This is a genomic window from Rossellomorea yichunensis (assembly GCF_032337515.1).
GTDB classification, from domain to species: Bacteria; Bacillota; Bacilli; order Bacillales; family Bacillaceae_B; genus Rossellomorea; species Rossellomorea yichunensis.
Map to the genome: position 1 here is coordinate 342,098 of NZ_JAVYAD010000006.1, position 19,878 is coordinate 361,975.

The 19,878-nt window shown below is 43.1% G+C and carries 17 protein-coding genes and 1 pseudogene; 9 read left to right on the plus strand and 9 right to left on the minus strand.

Going from position 1 to position 19,878, the window contains the following annotated elements; translation table 11 throughout:
- The first annotated feature begins 113 nt into the window (after window positions 1–113).
- Complete coding sequence (locus RSX31_RS17935; RefSeq protein WP_315635502.1) at window positions 114–647, plus strand: DUF6241 domain-containing protein; 534 nt, start codon at window positions 114–116, stop codon at window positions 645–647.
- Between the two features lie 355 nt (window positions 648–1,002).
- On the opposite strand, the gene RSX31_RS17940 is transcribed toward RSX31_RS17935, so the two are convergent.
- From RSX31_RS17940 to RSX31_RS17975, 8 genes are all read right to left on the minus strand, one after another.
- Complete coding sequence (locus RSX31_RS17940) at window positions 1,003–1,764, minus strand: SDR family oxidoreductase (protein ID WP_315635503.1); 762 nt, start codon at window positions 1,762–1,764, stop codon at window positions 1,003–1,005.
- 31 nt (window positions 1,765–1,795) lie between these two features.
- Window positions 1,796–3,076 carry a TRAP transporter large permease gene (locus tag RSX31_RS17945; protein WP_315635504.1) on the minus strand — a complete coding sequence of 427 codons (1,281 nt, stop codon included), beginning with the start codon at window positions 3,074–3,076 and terminating at the stop codon, window positions 1,796–1,798.
- Window positions 3,073–3,546: a TRAP transporter small permease gene (locus tag RSX31_RS17950; RefSeq protein ID WP_315635506.1), complete on the minus strand. Its 474-nt coding sequence runs from the start codon at window positions 3,544–3,546 to the stop codon at window positions 3,073–3,075. Before RSX31_RS17950 ends, RSX31_RS17945 begins: the two co-directional genes overlap by 4 nt.
- 56 nt (window positions 3,547–3,602) lie before the next feature.
- Window positions 3,603–4,613 carry a TRAP transporter substrate-binding protein gene (locus RSX31_RS17955; protein WP_315635507.1) on the minus strand — a complete coding sequence of 337 codons (1,011 nt, stop codon included), beginning with the start codon at window positions 4,611–4,613 and terminating at the stop codon, window positions 3,603–3,605.
- Between the two features lie 222 nt (window positions 4,614–4,835).
- Complete coding sequence (locus tag RSX31_RS17960) at window positions 4,836–5,474, minus strand: GntR family transcriptional regulator (RefSeq protein WP_315635508.1); 639 nt, start codon at window positions 5,472–5,474, stop codon at window positions 4,836–4,838.
- Window positions 5,475–5,693: 219 nt separating this feature from the next.
- Window positions 5,694–6,581 (minus strand): helix-turn-helix domain-containing protein, encoded by an 888-nt coding sequence (locus RSX31_RS17965; protein ID WP_315635509.1) that lies wholly within the window; start codon window positions 6,579–6,581, stop codon window positions 5,694–5,696.
- A gap of 475 nt (window positions 6,582–7,056) precedes the next feature.
- Entirely contained in the window at window positions 7,057–7,872 is an 816-nt protein-coding gene (locus RSX31_RS17970; protein WP_315635511.1) for an alpha/beta fold hydrolase, read from the minus strand.
- A 223-nt stretch (window positions 7,873–8,095) separates the two neighbouring features.
- Window positions 8,096–8,458 (minus strand): DUF948 domain-containing protein, encoded by a 363-nt coding sequence (locus tag RSX31_RS17975; protein WP_315635513.1) that lies wholly within the window; start codon window positions 8,456–8,458, stop codon window positions 8,096–8,098.
- A 200-nt stretch (window positions 8,459–8,658) separates the two neighbouring features.
- Here RSX31_RS17975 and RSX31_RS17980 point away from each other — a divergent pair, with 200 nt between their 5' ends.
- The gene (locus RSX31_RS17980) at window positions 8,659–9,393 is read left to right on the plus strand and encodes a plasmid pRiA4b ORF-3 family protein (protein WP_315635515.1); all 735 of its coding nucleotides are present in this window, start codon (window positions 8,659–8,661) and stop codon (window positions 9,391–9,393) included.
- Window positions 9,394–9,986: 593 nt separating this feature from the next.
- The gene (locus RSX31_RS17985) at window positions 9,987–11,642 is read left to right on the plus strand and encodes a cell wall-binding repeat-containing protein (RefSeq protein ID WP_315635517.1); all 1,656 of its coding nucleotides are present in this window, start codon (window positions 9,987–9,989) and stop codon (window positions 11,640–11,642) included.
- A 58-nt stretch (window positions 11,643–11,700) separates the two neighbouring features.
- Here the strand turns inward: RSX31_RS17985 and RSX31_RS17990 are convergent, their stop codons facing one another.
- Window positions 11,701–12,033, minus strand: a complete 333-nt coding sequence (locus tag RSX31_RS17990; protein ID WP_315635519.1) for a tetratricopeptide repeat protein — start codon at window positions 12,031–12,033, stop codon at window positions 11,701–11,703.
- A 12-nt stretch (window positions 12,034–12,045) separates the two neighbouring features.
- Between RSX31_RS17990 and RSX31_RS17995 the strand changes: the two genes are divergently transcribed.
- The 6 genes and pseudogenes from RSX31_RS17995 to RSX31_RS18020 all read left to right on the plus strand — a co-directional run bounded on the left by RSX31_RS17995 (window position 12,046) and on the right by RSX31_RS18020 (window position 19,878).
- Window positions 12,046–12,492: a flagellar hook assembly protein FlgD gene (locus tag RSX31_RS17995; RefSeq protein ID WP_315635521.1), complete on the plus strand. Its 447-nt coding sequence runs from the start codon at window positions 12,046–12,048 to the stop codon at window positions 12,490–12,492.
- Window positions 12,489–12,854, plus strand: coding sequence for a hypothetical protein (locus RSX31_RS18000; protein ID WP_315635523.1), 366 nt, complete (start codon window positions 12,489–12,491; stop codon window positions 12,852–12,854). Before RSX31_RS17995 ends, RSX31_RS18000 begins: the two co-directional genes overlap by 4 nt.
- Before the next feature lie 371 nt (window positions 12,855–13,225).
- Window positions 13,226–13,951 (plus strand): annotated as a pseudogene (locus tag RSX31_RS18005) (Na+/H+ antiporter NhaC family protein); the annotation flags it as partial.
- 385 nt (window positions 13,952–14,336) lie between these two features.
- Window positions 14,337–16,955 (plus strand): endo-beta-N-acetylglucosaminidase, encoded by a 2,619-nt coding sequence (locus RSX31_RS18010; RefSeq protein ID WP_315635525.1) that lies wholly within the window; start codon window positions 14,337–14,339, stop codon window positions 16,953–16,955.
- Window positions 16,956–17,339: 384 nt separating this feature from the next.
- Complete coding sequence (manA, locus tag RSX31_RS18015) at window positions 17,340–18,287, plus strand: mannose-6-phosphate isomerase, class I (RefSeq protein ID WP_315635527.1); 948 nt, start codon at window positions 17,340–17,342, stop codon at window positions 18,285–18,287.
- Window positions 18,288–18,504: 217 nt separating this feature from the next.
- Complete coding sequence (locus RSX31_RS18020) at window positions 18,505–19,878, plus strand: glycoside hydrolase family 1 protein (RefSeq protein WP_315635529.1); 1,374 nt, start codon at window positions 18,505–18,507, stop codon at window positions 19,876–19,878.

Sequence of the window (19,878 nt, forward strand, 5' to 3'; positions counted from 1 at the left end):
CATTGAAAAGTATGGAAGGATAACAATTCATTTACAAATACTTGCAGGACATTATGCCTAACGAATAGAAGTAGTACTACAGAAAAATAGAGATTCCATACAGGGGGAGAACCATGCTGCGAAAAAAATCATTCACCATCATAGTGGGAAGCGTCCTGCTCTTGACGGCCATCGGAGTCTATATTGCAGTAAGCAGTTTAAATAATGCCGGCACAACGGATGAAATCAATCAGACAGATGTGGTCTCGACAGCGGGTGTAACCACTACTGCACCTCAAACCAAAACGGGTGAAGAAAATCCATTCGGGGAAAAAGTAAAGACACCGTTAAGTGAAGATCTGATTCAGCAATACATACATGCGATGAGTCACCAAAAGGTAGAAGCTGAAGAAAAATGGTCATTCTTTGAGATAACCGATGAACGTATCGCTTACTTGTTAGGGCAATTAGAAATCAATAACTATAAAAGTGAACACACCTATAAAGAAATCTTAACGAGCTGGAAAGAGGGAGATTTCTCTGGTGCCGTCAGCGATCATAATAAGATTTGGAGAATGAGGAAAGGGAATATCGGCGTGGCAACCGGACTGTTAAGTACCAAGGAAGAGAAGAAGTATATCAAAAGCCAGAAGAAAGAGAAGCGATAATAGGGGAGTGAAGACGTATCAGGGGGCACGTCTTTTTCTGTGGCTCCACCCTATAAACAGATGAAAAAATGAGCTTGAGGCACCAAACCTCAAGCTCATTCTTGTTCAAACACTAATAAAATATTTCACTTAATAATCAGACCACAATACATGCCCTTATTCACTTGGCTACTCATGACTATCCACCAGAAACAGAAAGAACATATTTTTTAAAGTGTTTACAAAACACCTGCCACTCCATAATTTAGCATCCTTATGTTTGTGGGAATTTATAAAAGAATCCTATATAAAGGGCAGGTTTCCAGTGGCCTTTATATAGGATTCGTTTAAATGTAGTAAAACTTAAATCATCAAACTACCTCCCAAGCCACCCCCCATCAACAGCCACCAAATGCCCATGAACATAATTCGAAGCTCCCGAAGCTAAATAAACGACGGTACCCTTGAAATCATCCGGTTCTCCCCATCGATCTGCTGGAATCCGATCAAGAATTTGTTTACTTCTGATAGGGTCATCGATTAAGGCTGTATTCATGTCCGTGGCAATATAACCTGGAACGATCGCGTTGACGTTCACACCCTCTTTGGCCCATTCGTTCGAGAGGGCTTTCGTGAGTTGTGCCACACCGCCTTTTGCCGCTGCATAGGCTGGAACGGTCAATCCTCCTTGGTAAGAAAGGAGGGAAGCGGTGTTGATGATTTTGCCTTCTCCTTTCGCAACCATGTGACGTCCTGCCTCCTGACATAATAGCCAGACCACTTTTAGATTGATATTCAGCACATCATCCCAATCGGATTCAGGGAAATCAACAGAAGGCGACCGGCGCTGAATACCGGCATTGTTTACTAAAATATCAATCTTTCCAAATGTCGAGATCACACTGGGAATAGCAGATTTCACTTCCTCTTCCTTTTCAAGATTACATGGTATAATGGAGCACTTTCTACCAAACTGTTCAATTTCTTCCTTCACATCAGTTTGTTCCGGGTTCCTTTGAAGTAAGGCAATATCTGCTCCGGCTTCTGCCAGGGCCATTGCCATTGACCGTCCAATACCACGCGTAGCCCCCGTGATGGCGGCTACCTTTCCAGTTAAATCAAATAGATTCTTAGTCATATGTATCTCTCTCCTTCTGTCATAATAATAATCATTCTATTAAATTAGGAATAAACGTAACAATCGACGGAAACAACACGATTAAAACGAGTGCAAAGCAAAGCACCAGAACAAATGGAATGGCACTCTTCATCGCATGATCGAGCTTAACGCCCGCGGAGGAGCATGCCACGAACAGGCAGACACCTACCGGAGGAGTCAGTGTTCCAATCGCAATGTTAATAACAATCATAACCCCGAATACAATTGGATCCATTCCGGCACCCATGGCGATGGGTAATAGGATGGGAACAAACATAATTAACAGCGCAAGCCCTTCAATGAACATGCCGCCAACGATAAAGATCAGGTTGATGACGAGTATAATAAAGAACGGGCTGTCTGATACGCTTGTGATGAGACTGCTCAGGATCTGTGGGAAGTTGTGGCTCACAAGGATCCAGCTGAACAGGGAGGAGGCGGCAATGATTAACAACACATTCCCTGAACTGATGACGGCTTCCATGAAAATCGATGACAAGTCTCGAAGTTGAATACTTCTATAAACGAACAATCCCAGGATTAACGTATACACAACCGCAATGACACTGGATTCTGTAGGTGTAAAGGCGCCTGTTAAAATCCCGCCAACGATAATGACCGGAGCAAATAATGGGAGTATCGCTTTTTTAAAGCTGTCGATGAAATAGCTGAATGAAAACGAGTTGGATTTAGATACACCATAGTTTTTCTTGATGCAAATGATCCTCGACGCCACCATAAATAGAATCCCAATGAGAATACCGGGAATGATTCCTCCTAAGAATAACTTCCCGACGGAAATACTGGCAATTCCGCCTAACACAACCATCGGAATACTCGGTGGAATAATAATGCCAATGGATCCTGATGCTGCTTGCAATGCGGCGGCAAAGCGTGCTGGATAGCCTAGTTTCACCATACTTGGCGTCATGACACTGCTTAGTGCAGCTGTATCAGCAGGGGCGGATCCTGAAATGCCTCCCATCATCATCCCGGAAGTGACACTCACATAGCTCATGCCGCCTTTCGTCCATCCAATGATGGAGTCGGCAAAGTTTACAAGCCTTTGCGTTAATCCGCTTTTATCCATGATGACACCCGTCAGCATAAAGAATGGGATGGCTAGTAATGTAAAGCTATTCATGGAAACGAACATTTTTTGGGGAATCAGTAATAGCGGGACCACCCCTTCCCATAAAATGGTGATAATCGAGGCGACTCCTAAAGAGATCCCAACCGGCACACCCAGGATCAATAGGACAAAAAAGGCTATAAACAGTAATAAAATCATCGTTTCTCCTCCTTGGATGAGGCGATTAATACGACAACAAAGATCATCGCAATGAAACCTGAAAGGGGTATAATTGAATAAATGATTCCCAGATTAATAGGCAGTACAGCCGCCGTGCCGGTCATATTCACCTCTACGAATTGAATTCCCTGCCAACACAAAACGGCTAAAAAGGATCCTGTAATGATATGTACGAGAAGCTGAATGCCTTTCGAGAACCCTTTCAGTCGATCGGCCACTGCCGTAATCGCAATATGTTTTTGTTTATAAACGCCCATTGCAATTCCTAAAAACATTAACCAAACAAAAATGTATCGATCAAGCTCTTCTACCCAGACCAGCCCATTCGAGAAGACATATCGAAGGACGACCTGAATGAAGACAAGAGAAACCAAAACGGCCATAAGGAATAGAACTAGGTACATCACGAACTTTTCTAATCCTTGGCCAATGAGCTTTAATGTTCTCATACGTCCCACCTCCTGGTTCATTCATGAAAGGGGGCAGGGAAAGCCCCCCTATACATCTACTTTGTATCCATGATTTGCTGAATAAGATCTTTACCAAATTCATCGCTGTACTTGTCATAGACAGGCTGAACGGCTTTTCTCCATGCGTCTTTATCGGGGTTTTCTTCGATTTCTAAATCGCCTTCTTCTTTCAGGTACTGAATATCTTCCTTTTCATTATCACGGATTAACTGTCTCTCATAATCCCCGGCTTCCTTCGATGCCTCGGTTAACACCTCTTGGACATCTTTTGATAGACTATTAAACTTATCTGGATTCATAATCAGGAGCATCGCTGTATACGTATGACCGTCTAAGACCATGTAATCTTGCACTTCATACATTTTCGAGCTTTTGATCGCGAATATTGGTCCTTCTTGACCATCGACAACCCCATGCTGTGCTGCCATATAAAGCTCGGAGAATGGCATTGGTACGGCACTGGCCCCAAGCGTCTCGGTGGCGGAGGTCAGCACCGGCCATTCAGGCGTCCTGATTTTCAGTCCTTCCAGGTCCTCGGGTGATTTCAAAGGACGCTTACTGTTTACATAGTGTCTGAACCCGGATTCCCAGTAGCTCATCACTTTAAAGCCACCTTGTTCTTCCGCTTCACTGGCAAGCTGTTCTCCCACTTCGCCCTGTAATACTTTATCGACATGATCGTAATCCCTGAAGAGAAAAGGCAAATCAAACATGGAATAGCGAGGGTAATATTGCGTCACACTTCCAGTCGCCACAAGCGAGATATCCACTGTTCCCATTTTCGTACCTGTAGCAAGTTCCCCTTCATCCCCTAATTGACTGTCATGATACACATCAACCTTCACATTCCCATCTGATTTCTCTGCTACTAATTCTGCAAACTTTTCGGCCCCTGCATGGAATGGCGAAGAGGTCGGCTGATTGTGACCCAGCTTTAATGTAACGGTTTTGGATTCTGATCCCCCCGCACTTTTTCCACAACCTGCTAATCCAATCAGTAAGACAGCTGCCATAATCAGGCTAAAAACGTTGAACTTTCTTTTCATCTTGATTCCCCCTTTGTAATTGGCCCTGTAAGAAACAGATGAGAATCCTGATTCAAACAGAGAATGTAACCGCTAACAATACACTTCAAAAAAATTTCTTTACTCCCCAAAACCTTTGTGAAAATTCAGATTTAATATTATATATAATATCTGTGATTATATATAATCTATAAGGGCACGTCAAGACCCCTACCATAAATAGATAGGGTCTTCGTTTCGAGTCTATTTTTCAACCATTTTCATAATATGCTCTTTGAAGACGGTTTTTGCTTTCTCTACATCTCTTTCTTCCAGTGTTTCCACAAGGGCTTGATGATATTGATGGACTTCCTCTGGAAGGATCCGGACCTTCGGATTCAATAACGTGATATATCGTCGGATATGATTCGTTAACATTCCCCAAATGCGTAAAAATACATCTACATTGGACCATTCAATGATTGTACGATGAAACTCCATATCCAGTTGCGACTGGACCGCATAATCCTTCTCGGCGTATTTCATTTTGTCCACGATATCGTATAATTCACCAAAATGCCTTTTGGTCAGCTGGGGGAGAACCACTTCAATGGCATCTGTCTCGATCTTCGCCCTTAATGAAAACATATGATACATTTCAACGGGATTGATATCCGTTACAAACGCACCTCTATACTTAATCGTATGAATGAGCCCTTCTTCCTCCAGGCCCCTAAGTGCCTCCCTCACCGGGACCTGACTAATACCCAGCCTTTTGGCAACTTCTGTTTCGACAATGCGGTCACCGGGCTTGAGTTTGAACATAATAATATCCTCTCTAAGTTTTTCTTTCACTTCATCCTTGAGGGAAATAAGCGTATTCACTTTTTTGGTTTTCGACATTTCATACAGTCCTTTATCGCGTTTAGATTTATGAGGTTATATATAATGAATTGTATTGTATATAATGTTGGGATGCAATCGGGAAGGGGAGGGACGTTTCGCATGCTCTCTTTTTGGGTGTTATTTTTGAAGCACCAGAACCGTCCCCTTAGTTCTTGCATCCATTCATCCCATCAACCTTGCCTGTACTCCTGCTGAGGAAAACATCGTGGATGAATCCTATGCTTCCTGCGCCCTCATCTTCTCCATCTTCTTCCCGAGAAAGTCTATATGGACTTTATCATTACGAAGCTCAAACATATGGTATGCCCGTTGCATATAGAAAAGGGCTTTTTCCATGTCATCCATCAGCTCATAGTTGTAGCCGATTTGGTAATGCAGCTCGCCTATTCCCCAGAGAAGTTCTTCCTCGAAACACCACTTGATCGCCTTTAGGCAATAATTTGTTGACTCTTCCAGTCTGTGACAGCGGGTCAGGACTCTGGCCATATTACAGAACAATTTGGTTTTGATGACCTTTTCTTGTAAATGTTCGGTCGTTTTCATGGCTGTTTCAACTTGATGATAATAATCGAGTGCTTCGTCATGGTGATGGAGCGTAGCATGAATCGTACCAATGGTTGAAAGGATTTCCATTTCTCTTTCGGACATGGCTTTTTTAGTATGGGCGGTCAGATGGTACGCTTTTTGTAAAAGGGTAAAGGCCGATTCGGTTTCTTTCTTCTCTTCATACAGGTAGATCGCTTTGTGCCAGTAGAGTAACTGAAGCTTCTCATTATCTTTATAAAACAGGGGATTCTTTTCCTCGATTTTCACGACATCGATCATCCCTCTGTATTCCCGTGTATCTCTTAAGTATTTTAATTGCTTTTCCACTTCCCGGATATAATCCAACCTGGGTGTGGTTCCGATTTCAAAGAAATAATTGATGTCGACACCAAGTTTAACAGCAATTTGATACAGAGCCGTGGCACTTGGATAAATGTCTCCTTTTTCAATCCTGCTGATGAGTGCCTGCGTACAGATTCCTTCCGCCAGGTCTCCTTGTGTGAGCCCGACCATCTTCCTCATTTCCTTGATTTTTGTTCCTATTACTGAGTAGTCCATAGTAGCACCTCTTTGGTGGTATTCATTATTCTTAGTGTAACACGGAGAGGGGTCTCATTGAGGGGGGATACTGGCCATTTCTTTCAGGACCGGTTCAAATGTGAGTATGTTGAAACCTTGAACTACCTCTTCATTGTTATAAGGTGAATCCATCAAAACCCCGTCTTTTTCATGGAGAAGCTTCCTTTTGTATTACGGTGAATTTGTTTCCTCACTCTACATTTCACATAAACATGGGGGAGGAAGGATAATTTGAGCCATTGTCCCGGGCATAGAACCTCAGATAATAAAAGGACACTGATTTTATTATTGGAGGTATTTTTTTGATCAAGTATCGTGAGTTCAAAAGTCTGAACCATCAATTAATAAATGAAATACACCGTTCACTCAATCAAATTTATCTTCAAAGAAAAGACTGCCTTCTCAGCGAAAAGGCAGTCTCTGTTGTTCTAGTCTTCGGCAGAACAAAAAAGTATTATCCATTCCCTCCCAAAAAGCTCTCAACCACACCATTAAACTTCTCACTATACTCCCAAAACATAAGGTGTCCTCCCAATACCTCCACCGACGCTTTAGGAGCAAGCTTTCTCAGACTATAGGTCGCAACTTCTGCCCAGTGCTCGGCTACAACAAAAAGAGTCGGAACAGATTCACTGCTCTCTGCCGCCTCCTCACGATAATCGGAGAAAAGCCCCGAAGAAAACAAATTGGCGGCAATATAGTAAGGTGTCTTCAGCGATTGCTCGACAATCCACGTCAACTCTTCTTCTTCCAGCTCCCGTTGGACCATGACTCCCTTGGCATAAGCAGCAATGAAATCCCGTTGTCCTTTTGGATTGCGAAGGTAGTTCGTGTAGGCTGCCGCCATGTCATCAAGCGGGCCTTCCACCCATTCCTGGTCTTGGTGGAGGGATAGTGATTTAGGCGGCATATCAATGAGGACGAGGGATTTGATCCCAACCGTACCGAATTGGCGGATATATTCCCAAACCGTTAAGCATCCGAATGACCAGCCGACAAGCGTTACATTCTCGATCTTTAATTGCTTCAATACCTTTTGTAGATCTGTCCCATGCGTGACATAGTCATTCCCGTGGACCGTCATGGTTGACCGTCCATGGCTTCTGGGATCGACCACAATTACTCGGTGAGTTTTTGAAAAATGCTTGACCTGCTCGGTGAAGACCTCAGTGGTAAATGTAAAACCCGGAATAAATACAATAGGCTCCCCACTGCCGGTATCCTGCACGAATAATTCGATTCCCGGTTCCACTTCAATGTATGTGTTCATAGCTGTCCCCCTGAAAGTCTGTCAATTTGTTTCTACATTATATTCTTCACGACGTTGTTTCATATCGGAAATTATTTATCAATAAAGAATACGCCGTCCTAATAATGGAGCATTTTTTAAAAATTTTTATAGGGTGTCTTTTTTCCGTTTCTATTCGCAACTTGTTAAACAGGGGATGAATAAGAACACAAGAAAGAGGCCGGCTGCCCGGACCTCTTATGGCTTACTTCAGTTTAATTTGGACTGAATTACTGTCTTGTGTATGAATGGTTTTCGGATTCCTCTTTTGCAAAGCGGTCCTTTTCACCGAGCTGGTCACATTTTGTAACATATCACCCACGTCATGAACGGACTCAAGTAAAGGATCAACAGCTTTCATTTTTCCTTTTACATCATCCGAAATCTGGTTGGCTGTATGAATCAATTCTTCTGCTTCCTCTGTCACTCCGTTCACGGCTTTCCTGGCGTCAGACAGCGTCTTTTCCGTTTCAGCAAGGGTTGTCATTACTTTTCTTAATGTCATAATTAAATAGATGACGAGAACGGAGAACGCGACGGCTGCAATAACAGCACTCCACTCAAGCATTGAGACCAGCTCCTTTCGATTACTCTAAATCTATGGGAATGGGGGCACGGATATTCCTTTTCCTGGGACATGGGGACAGAACCATTACGCAAAAAAGTGAGGATGACGGGAGAATTCATTGTACTCGTATTCTTTTGTTCTGGGACAGGGACCTGTCCCTTTGTCCCTTCTCAGCAAATATTAAATAGGGGGGATTCAAATTGAAATCCTACATTGTCAAAATCGAATTAGAAGAGTCCGATCCGTTAATATGGAGAAGGGTGATCTTGCCAGCAGGAGCGACATATAGGAGGCTTCATGATATTATCCAGAACGTGACTAATTTTCTGAGTGGTTATCCTCATGGTGGTTATCACCTCTTTGAATTCGACCTGACGAAGGATCAAAAGACTGTCACGGATAATGAAGAAGCATACCTTGAGCATCAGCATTATAAGAAAAACAAGGCCGAGTATGAAGAACGGCTAAGATCCATATCATCTGAAATGCTGAATTTTGAACAGAATTATCAGGAAAGACTTAAGATTGAAGTACGGAAACCCACTGGTTTAAAGATCGATGAGTATCTGGAAAAGCATAAGGAAATCAGGTATTCCTATGATTTTGGTGATGGTTGGCATTTTACTGTAAAGCTTGAGCGGATTGTCGACGATTACTATTTTGGCTTTCCGACTCTTCTTGATGGAGCGGAAACAGCACCACCTGAAGATGTTGGTGGTATACATGGGTTCTATGAATTTCTTGATGCTTATCGTGATGAGAAGCATCCTGAGCATGAGAACATGAAGTCATGGGCTAAGTCAGTATATTTCAGGGAATATGATCTTGTGTGGATCAATCAAAAACTCAAAGGGCTTAATTATAAGAAGACTGAGTGGGATAAGATTAACCATGAAAACTACAAAATCATTGAGGATAAATATCGGAAGAGCTAGATTTTTGGGATGGGACGGGGGACAGGCACCCACTGTAAACAAATCGGGCTGGATTGAGATTGAATCGATGCTCAAAGGATCCCATTCTGTCTGTTTTGTTTGAAAACCAAGGAAAAGTTTGCGGATTTTTAGCTGAGGTGGGATTTTGAGAGTTACATGGGTACATATAGCGGCCGGAAAGGATGGTGAGGGTGTCTCTGCTTAAGAATTAATCCTGATCGGACTATTTTCAAACCTGTTTTAAGATAATTGATCCTGTATTCGATTTTTTAATCCTCTTTTTAAATAATTGATCCTACTTGTCGAATTTTCTTTAGGTAGTCAAATAAACTGGATTACTTTATAACTTAGATGTTATCTTTCTCAGTAACCGAAGAGTCTTTAAGGTAACTGTGCTCTAAAACTATCATTTTAATTTGGTTCTGCAGCCATGAGCCCCTTGTGAATAATAGATTTTTCGTGGGGGGTCCTGCCCTCTCGCCACCCTAAGAATGGGTCAAAAGTTATGTTTGTAATTAAAATGTAATATTAACCCAAATACATAGTATAATAGACTTGTTGTAAAAATAACCCAAATACTAAGGAGGCAAAATGTGAGGAAATTTCTAAGCAGTCTAGGTATGATTACGATGTTGTTAATATCTGTATGTATAGGTGGTACGGTGAAAGCTGCTTCTGTACAGGGAGATACTTTGGAGAATGCGGTGTCAATCAATCTTGACCAGGAGTATGAAGGAACCCTGGGATCGACTGAAGATGTAGACTTTTACCGTTTTACACTAGATAAGACTGGAAATACGGTTATACAATTTAATCGAGTGGAAGGCGCTACATGGGATGTGGAAATCACTGATGAAAATGGTGACCCTTATACGCAATTTAGTACTAGATTTCATTCTGGGGTCACGGGTGCTGAAGAGGTGAATATCGGCTTGCCTGCGGGAGAATATTTTATCAAGGTGAGCACCGACTATCACAAATCCCCAGAAGTCCCATATACGTTCATGGTCAAACAAACCCAAAACGATTATTATGAAAAAGAATTCAATGACAAAATGGAAGCAGCATCTTCTATGCAATTGAACAAAACCTACAAAGGTCACATACAAACATATGACGACAAAGATTATTTTACATTTACCTTAGATCGTACCGAGAAGATTGCTTTCAGTATAGAAAGAGATAATGAAGGATCATGGAATGCCCTCCTTGTGGATGAAAATGGGAAGGAATATGTCAATCTGGACACAGACGTCCATTTTGCCGAGTATGGTCCTGATGTAGAGCGGCTGGAGCTGCCTGCTGGGACGTACTATGTAAGATTGGAAAACAATTGGGGTACCCCGAACATGCCATATGCGTTTAAAGTACAGGAGTTAACAGACAGGATACAGGGAGCGAAGCGCTACGACACAGCAGTGGAGATTTCAAAGCAGGGCTTCAAAACCTCTGACACGGTTGTGTTGGTCTCAGGGAATGACTTCCCCGATGCCCTTGCAGGTGGTCCTCTGGCTTATTATCACAATGCCCCGATTCTATTGACGGATAAGGAAAAACTTCCGATTGCCACCTGGAGGGAGGTTCAGCGCCTTAAAGCGAAGAACGTGATCATCCTTGGTGGTGAGGGAGCCGTTTCCAATCATGTTGTGGAAGAATTGGAGTACATGGATATTTCTGTGAAACGAATCGGTGGGGATAACCGTTACGAGACAGCTGCGTATGTGGCGAAAGAAATACCCTCCACAAAAGCTGTGATCGCAAACGGTAAAAATTTTCCTGATGCCCTGGCTGTAGCACCATACGCTTCAAAGAATAGCATCCCGATTCTATTGACTGAAAAAGCTTCGTTACCGGATGCGACGAAAAAAGCACTTGCAGGGAAGGCAAATACCATCATTGTAGGTGCGGCAGGTGCAGTCAGTGAGTCCATAGAAAATCAACTCCCAAGCCCGGTTCGCTACGGTGGAATAAATCGCTATGAAACAGCTAAGTTGATTGTTGAAAACCTGGCACTGGGGAAAAACACGGGATATGTTGCGACAGGAAAGAACTTCCCTGATGCCCTTGCAGGATCTGTCCTGGCAGCAAAAAATAACTCGCCTATTTTGTTGGTCAGCGATACCTCTATACCAAGTCCGACCAAATCCCTCTTGATGGATTATTCTCATTACATGGTATGGGGTGGACCGGGAGCAATCACCGAAAACGTTGTGAAGGAATTGGATACGAATTTGATACAAATTAAATAACATAAAAAGGAAGCACAGGGATATCCTGTGCTTCCTTTTATCTCTGCCTTTGTTTATTTCATCCCATCTGCAATCGCTTCGAAATCTCATTAATCTTAGTTATAAGAAACGCTATATACACCTTATCTTCCCTTATTTCAAACATATGCAAGGCATGTTTGAAATAAGGAAGGGCTTTTTCATAGTCACCGACCAACTCATAGTTGTAGCCTATCTGATAATGCAATTCGCCCAATCCCCATAGAAGTTCTTCTTCGAAACACCATTTGATGGCCTCGAGGCAATAGGCGGTTGAATCCTCGAGTTCTCCTATTCGTGTCAGCACTCTGGAAATATTGTAAAATAACCGGGCTTTAATGGACTTATCATGTACTAACTTAGTCGTGTGCAAGGCTGTTTCCACTTGCTTAGTGAGGGGGCCAATCCTTCCTTCACCGCACTGCGCAACCTGAAGGAGCTGTCCCTGAGAATTCAGGATGAAAAAGGGAATACCATTAAAGAGATAAGCAACTTTAGTGAATTCACAGAAGATGGAACTCCGTTTAAATTCAGAAAGAACATCATGAGCTACAGGGATTACTCTTATAAAATGGAAGGGTTCTTCTGGAATTCTACGGATGATGAAGGGAAAACAATACCGGATGGTCAGTACTATTACGTATATACAAGTACGTTGAATTATGAGGGGGCTGAACCGCAAGTGACCAAGATCCCGATAAAAGTAGATTCCGAGGCTCCTAAAGTAGAAGACATCAAGGTGGAAGAGTTGCCGGGTGGAAACTACCATATCAGCTGGGATCTAACAGAAGACACAGGCACCGGTCCTCTTGGCAGCCCCTGCTTTGGGTGAACGGAAAGTCCCAACGGGTTCAAGATGGGGCATCAGAGTACATTTCCAACGTTAAGCCTGAGCTGGTCACCATCTCTGCCATAGACAATGCCCGGAATGTGGGAGTTGCGTACCAGGGGGATGAAACGTATTTAAACGCTGAACCCCTTATTAACTATTTAGGCATCAACAACGCTTCAAGCGTAAGTGAAACCAAGCCGCTGCGTCTGATGCTCTTCGGATGCAAACGCCTCAATTGGCATTTGGAAATTACCGATGCACAGGGGGAACGCTTGAAGAAGCAGACATCTATAATGAACATTCCATTTATAACCTTCCGTGGGTTCCGGATAGTGATTATCCAGATGGGGACTACTACGTGAAGGTTACAATGCAGGATGAGAGTAGATTGACGCTGTCGTCTGAGCCGAGGAAATTCACGGTTAAGCGTTAGATTGTGGGACTGGTGGACAGGCACCGTGTCCCAATAAGTGTTAGAGACGAGGGGGGTGATCCCCTCGTCTTTATTTGGGTAGTGACCTGCGCACCCACACTAGGTGAGCGCAGGGACGGTTCTATTGCTTCTATTAAAGGAAGCAGAAGAACCGTCCCCCTGCTCCATCTGCTTCCCCTAAACCCTACCAATATCCGATTGACGACTTCCCGCTCTCCCATTATAGTACTTATATAACGTCTATTTAGCGACAATTTAAAATTGTCAAAAAACAAAAGGGGATTACAAGGGGGATTTAGGATGAAGAAGAAGGAAATGTCTTTTGGGTTGGCGATCATTCCGCTCCTCGTCATGATCACGGTCATGGCTATTACGATCGTGGTGTTGGAGCAGGGGCCGCACATCCCGCTTATCATTGGGACAACTACGGCAGCGCTTGTTGCCTGGTTTGCCGGGTTCAAGTGGAAAGAGATTGAGGAGGCGATGTATAAGGGGATTCGCCTTGCGCTTCCGGCCGTTGTCATTATTATGCTGGTCGGACTGACGATCGGTGCCTGGATTGGAGGGGGCGTTGTGGCGACAATGATTTATTACGGGTTGAAAATGATCACGCCGTCCCTGTTTCTGCTGTCCATTGCGGTGATCTGTGCGATTGTCTCCCTTGCCATCGGGAGCTCGTGGTCAACAATGGGGACGATCGGGGTGGCCGGCATGGGAATCGGGATGAGTATGGGGATCCCAGCTCCAATGATAGCCGGTGCCATCATCTCAGGGGCTTATTTCGGTGATAAGATGTCGCCGTTGTCGGATACGACGAATCTTGCTTCGGGGCTGACCAACACCAATTTGTTTGTACATATCCGTCATATGCTATACACGACCATTCCTGGATTTGTCATCGCACTTCTAGTATATGCCTATCTCGGTAGGAATTTTGGAAAGAACGGGGTCGATACGGCAGAAATCGAGAAAACGATCGGTGTTCTGCAGGACAGCTTTGTCGTGTCACCTTTCCTTTTGATTGTGATCTTGCAAGGATTGTTTAATTATCAATTCCCGATTCATAAGTAGTTCCCTCCCATTGATACTTATGAAGGAAGCTTCAAACTGCCACATATATAGCACCTATAATATAAACCTTCTCCTCCAGCTTCTCATAAATTCGTTCTCAGGTAGATAAATAAATAGACTGTAATATTTAAAGATTAACTGTCCATACTTTACAACATCCTCCAAATCAATTGATTCCTCTTACCTTCTCGACTAAATTAAATCTAATCCATCTGCTTTTTTCTATTTTTGTAAACGTTTACAAAATGGAGATTAGTAGTTTCTAATTCATGAAGGGGGTGGATTGGAACAAGGCAATAAAAGGATTGATCCATTCATAATAGGAGGTTGAGTAAAGGAAATGAAGAACGGTTATAAAAGAATGGTTGGAAGTTTCATGTTTTTCGTTTTGTTTCTATTTCCCATGGCAGTAATGGCGGAAGGCCCCACTTCTTCTCATTGGTATCCGGAAGGTCTTCTAGAATGGTCGCCTGATCAGGATCCGGACGCAGCCTACAACAGGTCCATGGTTCCTCTGGCGAATCGGGTAGAGTCGAGTGAAGGTACTAATTCTGCGCGTGTTGTAGCTTTATCTGCTTTGAACCCTCATACGAGTGGAGTACCTTCTCAAGGAGGAGAGGAGTTTTATGCGAACACATTTGCCTTTTGGCAATATGTAGATGTGATGGTGTACTGGGCAGGTTCTTCTGGAGAAGGAATCATCGTGCCCCCGAGTGCTGATGTGATTGATGCTTCTCACCGTAACGGTGTACCGATTTTAGGAAACGTCTTTTTCCCGCCAAAAGTGTATGGCGGAAAAGAAGAGTGGGTCGATCAAATGTTGACACAGCGGGAGGATGGGTCGTTCCCGGCTGCTGACAAGTTGCTTGAAGTAGCAGAATATTATGGGTTTGACGGCTGGTTTATTAATCAGGAGACCGAGGGTGGTGACGAGGAACAAGCTGAGAAGATGCAAGAGTTTCTTATCTACCTTCAGGATCATAAGCCAAAGGACTTTGAGATTATGTGGTATGATTCGATGGTGAAATCAGGCGAAATAGATTGGCAGAACTATTTAACGGATAAGAATACGTATTTTCTGCAAGATGAGCGCCAACGTGTATCCGACAGTATGTTCCTGAATTTCTGGTGGAGGGGTGAAAGTCAAGAACGCTCGTATGAAAAGGCGTTGGAAATTGGACGATCTCCTTTCGATTTGTATTCAGGAATAGATGTGGAAGCAAATGGGACAGAGACCTCGGTGAAGTGGGACAACCTATTCAGGGAGGACGGTTCTCCTTGGACATCTCTTGGTATTTATCGCCCGGATTGGGCATTTAAATCGTCAAGTACGATGACCGAGTTTTATCAAAAAGAAGAAGCGTTTTGGACAGGGGATCCTGAAGTGAATTGGCCTGGAATTTCAAGTCATTTTTCTGAAAAGACAACGATTCAGTCCCTTCCATTCACGACGAACTTTAATACGGGAAGTGGAGAATTCTTTGCTGTTGACGGAGAAAAGTTATCTGAACGGGAGTGGAATAACCGAAGTCTCCAAGACATTTTACCGACTTGGCGTTGGAAAGTGGAAGGAGAAGGCGAATTATTGGATCCAACCTTTGACTGGAGTAAGTCTTACTACGGTGGAAGCTCATTGAAAGTTCAAGGCACGCGTGATGAGAATAGCAAGACGACTCTGTCTCTTTATGAAACAGATGTGGAAATTACCAAAGACACAAAGTTTTCCATTACGTATAAAACAGATGAAAAGAAACCTGAGATGGACGTACAACTAAACTTTGATCATGATAAGACTTCCTTTTTGAAAGTGAAAAAGAAGAGTAGCGGAGATTGGGTCACTCAAACGTTTAATCTGACGAAATTTAAGGGACATCGTCTTTCCTCCGTTTCCCTTCATTTCGATAAAGTTAAAAAACCTGAGGATTATGAAATTCATATTGGAGAAATGAAGATTTACAATGATAAGGATGAAAAAGATAAGCCTCAAAATCCAACAGGGCTTAAGGTCTCTCAACTCGATTTTGTAGATGGTTTATATGCAGATGTCAGGCTATCATGGAAAAGAGTAGATAAAGTTAAACATTATGAGGTGTACAGAATTCATTCAGATGGTTCAAAAGAATGGGTAGGGTCAACTCCAAACCATGTCCTTGCTTTAAATGATTTAAAAAGAGAGGGAAAAGAAGTATCTACTTCTTATGAGGTAGTATCAGTTAGTGAGGAGCTTGTAAGAGGAGAAGGCAGTGTCGTCAAAATGGACTGGCCAGCCTATCCAAAGCCGGAAGCAGACTTTCGGGTCGATCAAACGGTTATACGCCCAGGTGATAAGGTACAATTCTTTAGTGAAGCTTCAGAAGTCACTGAAGAGTGGGAATGGCAATTCGAAGGTGGCCAGCCGGCGGTTAGTTCAGAGGAGAACCCTGTTGTTCAATATCTCGAGGAGGGGTTATTTTCAGTTACGTTGACGGCTCGGAATACATCGGGCGAAGATGTCATGACGAAACAAGCTTATATTTACGTTTCTGAAGACGCGGATGCGATTGAAAATGTTGCCTTGAATAAAGCGACTGAATCAAGTGGTTCCTGTGCTCCGAGTGAAGGAGCAGATAAGGCTGTCGATGGGGGAGTGGAGAATAACAGTAAATGGTGTGCGCTTGGAACGGATCAGTGGATGATGGTTGATTTACAAGATACGTATCATTTATCTAAATTCATCGTGAAACATGCTGAAGCAGGAGGAGAATCTCCTGCGTTTAACACAAAATCCTTTGTTATAGAGACGAGTATGGATGGAGAAACGTGGGAAGAGAATGTAAGCGTGGTTGATAACCAGGCCTCTGTTACCGAGCATACGATACCCGTGACAGAAGCTCGCTTCGTTCGTTTATCGATAAACGAACCTACTCAAACAGGGGATCAGGCAGCGCGTATTTTTGAACTGGAGGTTCATGGATATTAATCATTTACTTTCAGAATAGAATTTTGCCAAAATCGGATGTCGGTTTTGGCTTTTTTTATAGAAGGCTACTGGAAATTGAGGTAGTCAATAAGATATAAAGTGCTTGGGGAACATAATGACGAGAAGGTGGAGTAAAGCGATCATTCAATAAGCCACTACGGATGATCGATTGTCAGTCAATGAAATAAGGTCGAACACTATTTCGTACTTGATAGAACCTACATTATGTAAGACAATCAATTGGGAAGAGCTAATGAGCCTTATGATTGATGAAATGGTTATCAATGAGATAAGAGATCGGAGCTCAAAAGAATCAACTGGGTCGTTGATAAGATTAGTGAAATCGTACAAGTACATACAAAAAGCGAACATTAGGAGGCAACCATGAACCAACCACTATTTCTACAACCCGTATTCCAGGAAAGAATCTGGGGAGGTACGGCATTAAAAGACCAATTCAACTACGATATTCCATCTGATATAACGGGTGAATGTTGGGCCATATCCGGCCACCCGAATGGACAGAGCACAGTAGTCAACGGTGAGTTTGCCGGAAAGACGATTGGCGAGCTTTGGAACGAGCATCGTGAGTTATTTGGGAACCATTCGTCACCGGTGTTTCCATTACTGACGAAAATTTTGGACGCAAACGCAGATCTTTCTGTGCAGGTGCACCCGGATGATCCCTATGCTAAAGAACATGAAAACGGTGAACTGGGTAAAACTGAGTGCTGGTACATCATCGATTGTGATGAAGATGCCGAAATGATTTTTGGACATACAGCTCAAACGAAGAAAGAGTTTGTATCGATGATTGAAAAAGGCGAGTGGAATGACCTGCTTCGCCGAATCCCGGTTAAGCCTGGTGACTTCTTCTATGTCCCAAGTGGCACCATCCATGCCCTTTGTAAAGGAACATTGGTGTTAGAAACACAGCAAAGTTCGGATACGACGTATCGTGTGTATGACTATGACCGTAAGGATGGGGAAGGGAATACCCGTGAGCTTCATATCGACAAGTCGATTGAAGTGACGACCATTCCACACAAAGCTGAGGCGGTTGAACCGGTTGTGGAAAAACGTGAAGGGGTAGAGTCAACGAAGTTTGTGGAAGCAGAGTATTTCACAGTATACAAATGGAAAGTCGATGGACATGCAGCACTTGTGCAAGACCAGCCATTCCAGCTGGCAAGTGTATTAGATGGAAATGGGGTACTGAAGGTCCAGGGAGAAGAGTATTCTCTTACAAAAGGAGATCATTTCATACTACCTGCGGATGTTGAGACATTTGAGATTGAGGGACAGGTTGAGTTGATTGTTTCTCATGTTTGATTGATTATGAGAAAGGCGCAGAGCTTAGGAGCTTTGCGTTTTTTTACTTTTCTCTTATAGTGTTTAGTTGGGAACCACCAGTCCACAAAAAGTGTCATTTTTAAAGTTTTCATGCGTTTATTAAAGGAGTTGGAGTGAACATATTCCAACTCCTTTTTTTTCTATATATGATGGCTTTAAGAAGAAATGTAAGCGATTTCCGGAGAGGGTGTTAATGATGAAATTTCCTGATGGTTTTTTATGGGGCGCGGCTTCTTCGGGACCCCAGATGGAGGGAGCGGGAAGTAGTGGAGGAAAGGCTCAAAATGTTTGGGATTATTGGTTTCAGAAGGAACCTGTACGTTTCTTTCAGCAGACAGGGCCGGAAGAGACTTCAGGCTTTTATGCTCACTATAAAGAAGACATAGACACTATGAAGCAAACGGGCTTTAATTCCTTTCGAACCTCGATATCGTGGGCGCGGTTATTACCTGATGGCATTCAAGTGAATGAAGAGGCGGTTGCCTTTTATAGGGATGTATTTAAGAGGCTTAATGAAAGTGGTATTAAGCCGATTGTTAATTTGTTTCATTTCGATATGCCCTTTCGATTGTACGAGAAAGGCGGTTGGGACAATCGGGAAGTTGTCGATGAGTTTGAGTTTTACGCTAAGGTGGCATTTGAACGATTTGGAGATCTTGTTGAGGAATGGGTCACATTTAATGAACCTATTGTACCCATTGAAATGGGTTATTTAAATGATAAGCATCTACCGGGAGTGTTCGATCTCAATCGAGCATTTCAGGCTGGATATCATACGTTGATGGCCCATGTGAAAGCAGTAAGGGCATTTAAGGACAGGAACCATCGGGGGAAAATAGGGATCATTTTAAACTTAACGCCAAGTTATCCCCGCTCAGATACACCTAAAGACTTGGAAGCAGCTATGTGGGCCGATGTGCTGTATAATCGGAGCTTTTTAGATCCGGTTGTTAAGGGTGAGTTCCCGGAAGAGTTGTTGTCCTTCAAAGAACAAGAACACATTCACGTCCGTTATTTTCCTGGAGACTTCCAACTATTGAAAGATTCCCCCGTGGACTTTCTTGGTGTTAATTATTATCAACCACGAAGGGTACAGGCAGGGTCACCTGCTTCGACAAACACACTTGATCACTATTTCGAACCGTATCAATGGGACGGAGCGAAAATGAATCCACATCGCGGCTGGGAAATATATGAAGAGGGCATTTATGATATTGCCCTGACGATAAGAGACCAATATGGAAACATCCCCTGGTATATAGCGGAGAATGGGATGGGAGTGGAGGGTGAATCAAGGTTTAGAGATTCATCAGGGATGATTCAGGATTCCTACCGGATTGAATTCATGAGCAATCATCTAAAATGGCTTCACAAAGGAATCGAAGAAGGGTCAAATTGTTATGGGTATCATGTATGGACCTTCATTGATAACTGGTCTTGGCTAAATGAGTACAAGAATAGGTATGGACTCGTTGAACTGGATTTGAAGACCGGGAGAAGGTATAAGAAAAAAAGTGCAGGCTGGTTTAAGGCACTTGCCGAATCAAATCAGCTTCCGGATTTAGGGTGA

What these genes read in the sequence shown, in the direction of transcription:
- RSX31_RS17935 (WP_315635502.1), top strand. Translation starts at nt 114, where the DNA reads ATGCTGCGAAAAAAATCATTCACCATCATAGTGGGAAGCGTCCTGCTC.
- RSX31_RS17940 (WP_315635503.1), bottom strand. Translation starts at nt 1,764, where the DNA reads ATGACTAAGAATCTATTTGATTTAACTGGAAAGGTAGCCGCCATCACG.
- RSX31_RS17945 (WP_315635504.1), bottom strand. Translation starts at nt 3,076, where the DNA reads ATGATTTTATTACTGTTTATAGCCTTTTTTGTCCTATTGATCCTGGGT.
- RSX31_RS17950 (WP_315635506.1), bottom strand. Translation starts at nt 3,546, where the DNA reads ATGAGAACATTAAAGCTCATTGGCCAAGGATTAGAAAAGTTCGTGATG.
- RSX31_RS17955 (WP_315635507.1), bottom strand. Translation starts at nt 4,613, where the DNA reads ATGAAAAGAAAGTTCAACGTTTTTAGCCTGATTATGGCAGCTGTCTTA.
- RSX31_RS17960 (WP_315635508.1), bottom strand. Translation starts at nt 5,474, where the DNA reads ATGTCGAAAACCAAAAAAGTGAATACGCTTATTTCCCTCAAGGATGAA.
- RSX31_RS17965 (WP_315635509.1), bottom strand. Translation starts at nt 6,581, where the DNA reads ATGGACTACTCAGTAATAGGAACAAAAATCAAGGAAATGAGGAAGATG.
- RSX31_RS17970 (WP_315635511.1), bottom strand. Translation starts at nt 7,872, where the DNA reads ATGAACACATACATTGAAGTGGAACCGGGAATCGAATTATTCGTGCAG.
- RSX31_RS17975 (WP_315635513.1), bottom strand. Translation starts at nt 8,458, where the DNA reads ATGCTTGAGTGGAGTGCTGTTATTGCAGCCGTCGCGTTCTCCGTTCTC.
- RSX31_RS18010 (WP_315635525.1), top strand. Translation starts at nt 14,337, where the DNA reads ATGAAGAACGGTTATAAAAGAATGGTTGGAAGTTTCATGTTTTTCGTT.
- manA (WP_315635527.1), top strand. Translation starts at nt 17,340, where the DNA reads ATGAACCAACCACTATTTCTACAACCCGTATTCCAGGAAAGAATCTGG.
- RSX31_RS18020 (WP_315635529.1), top strand. Translation starts at nt 18,505, where the DNA reads ATGAAATTTCCTGATGGTTTTTTATGGGGCGCGGCTTCTTCGGGACCC.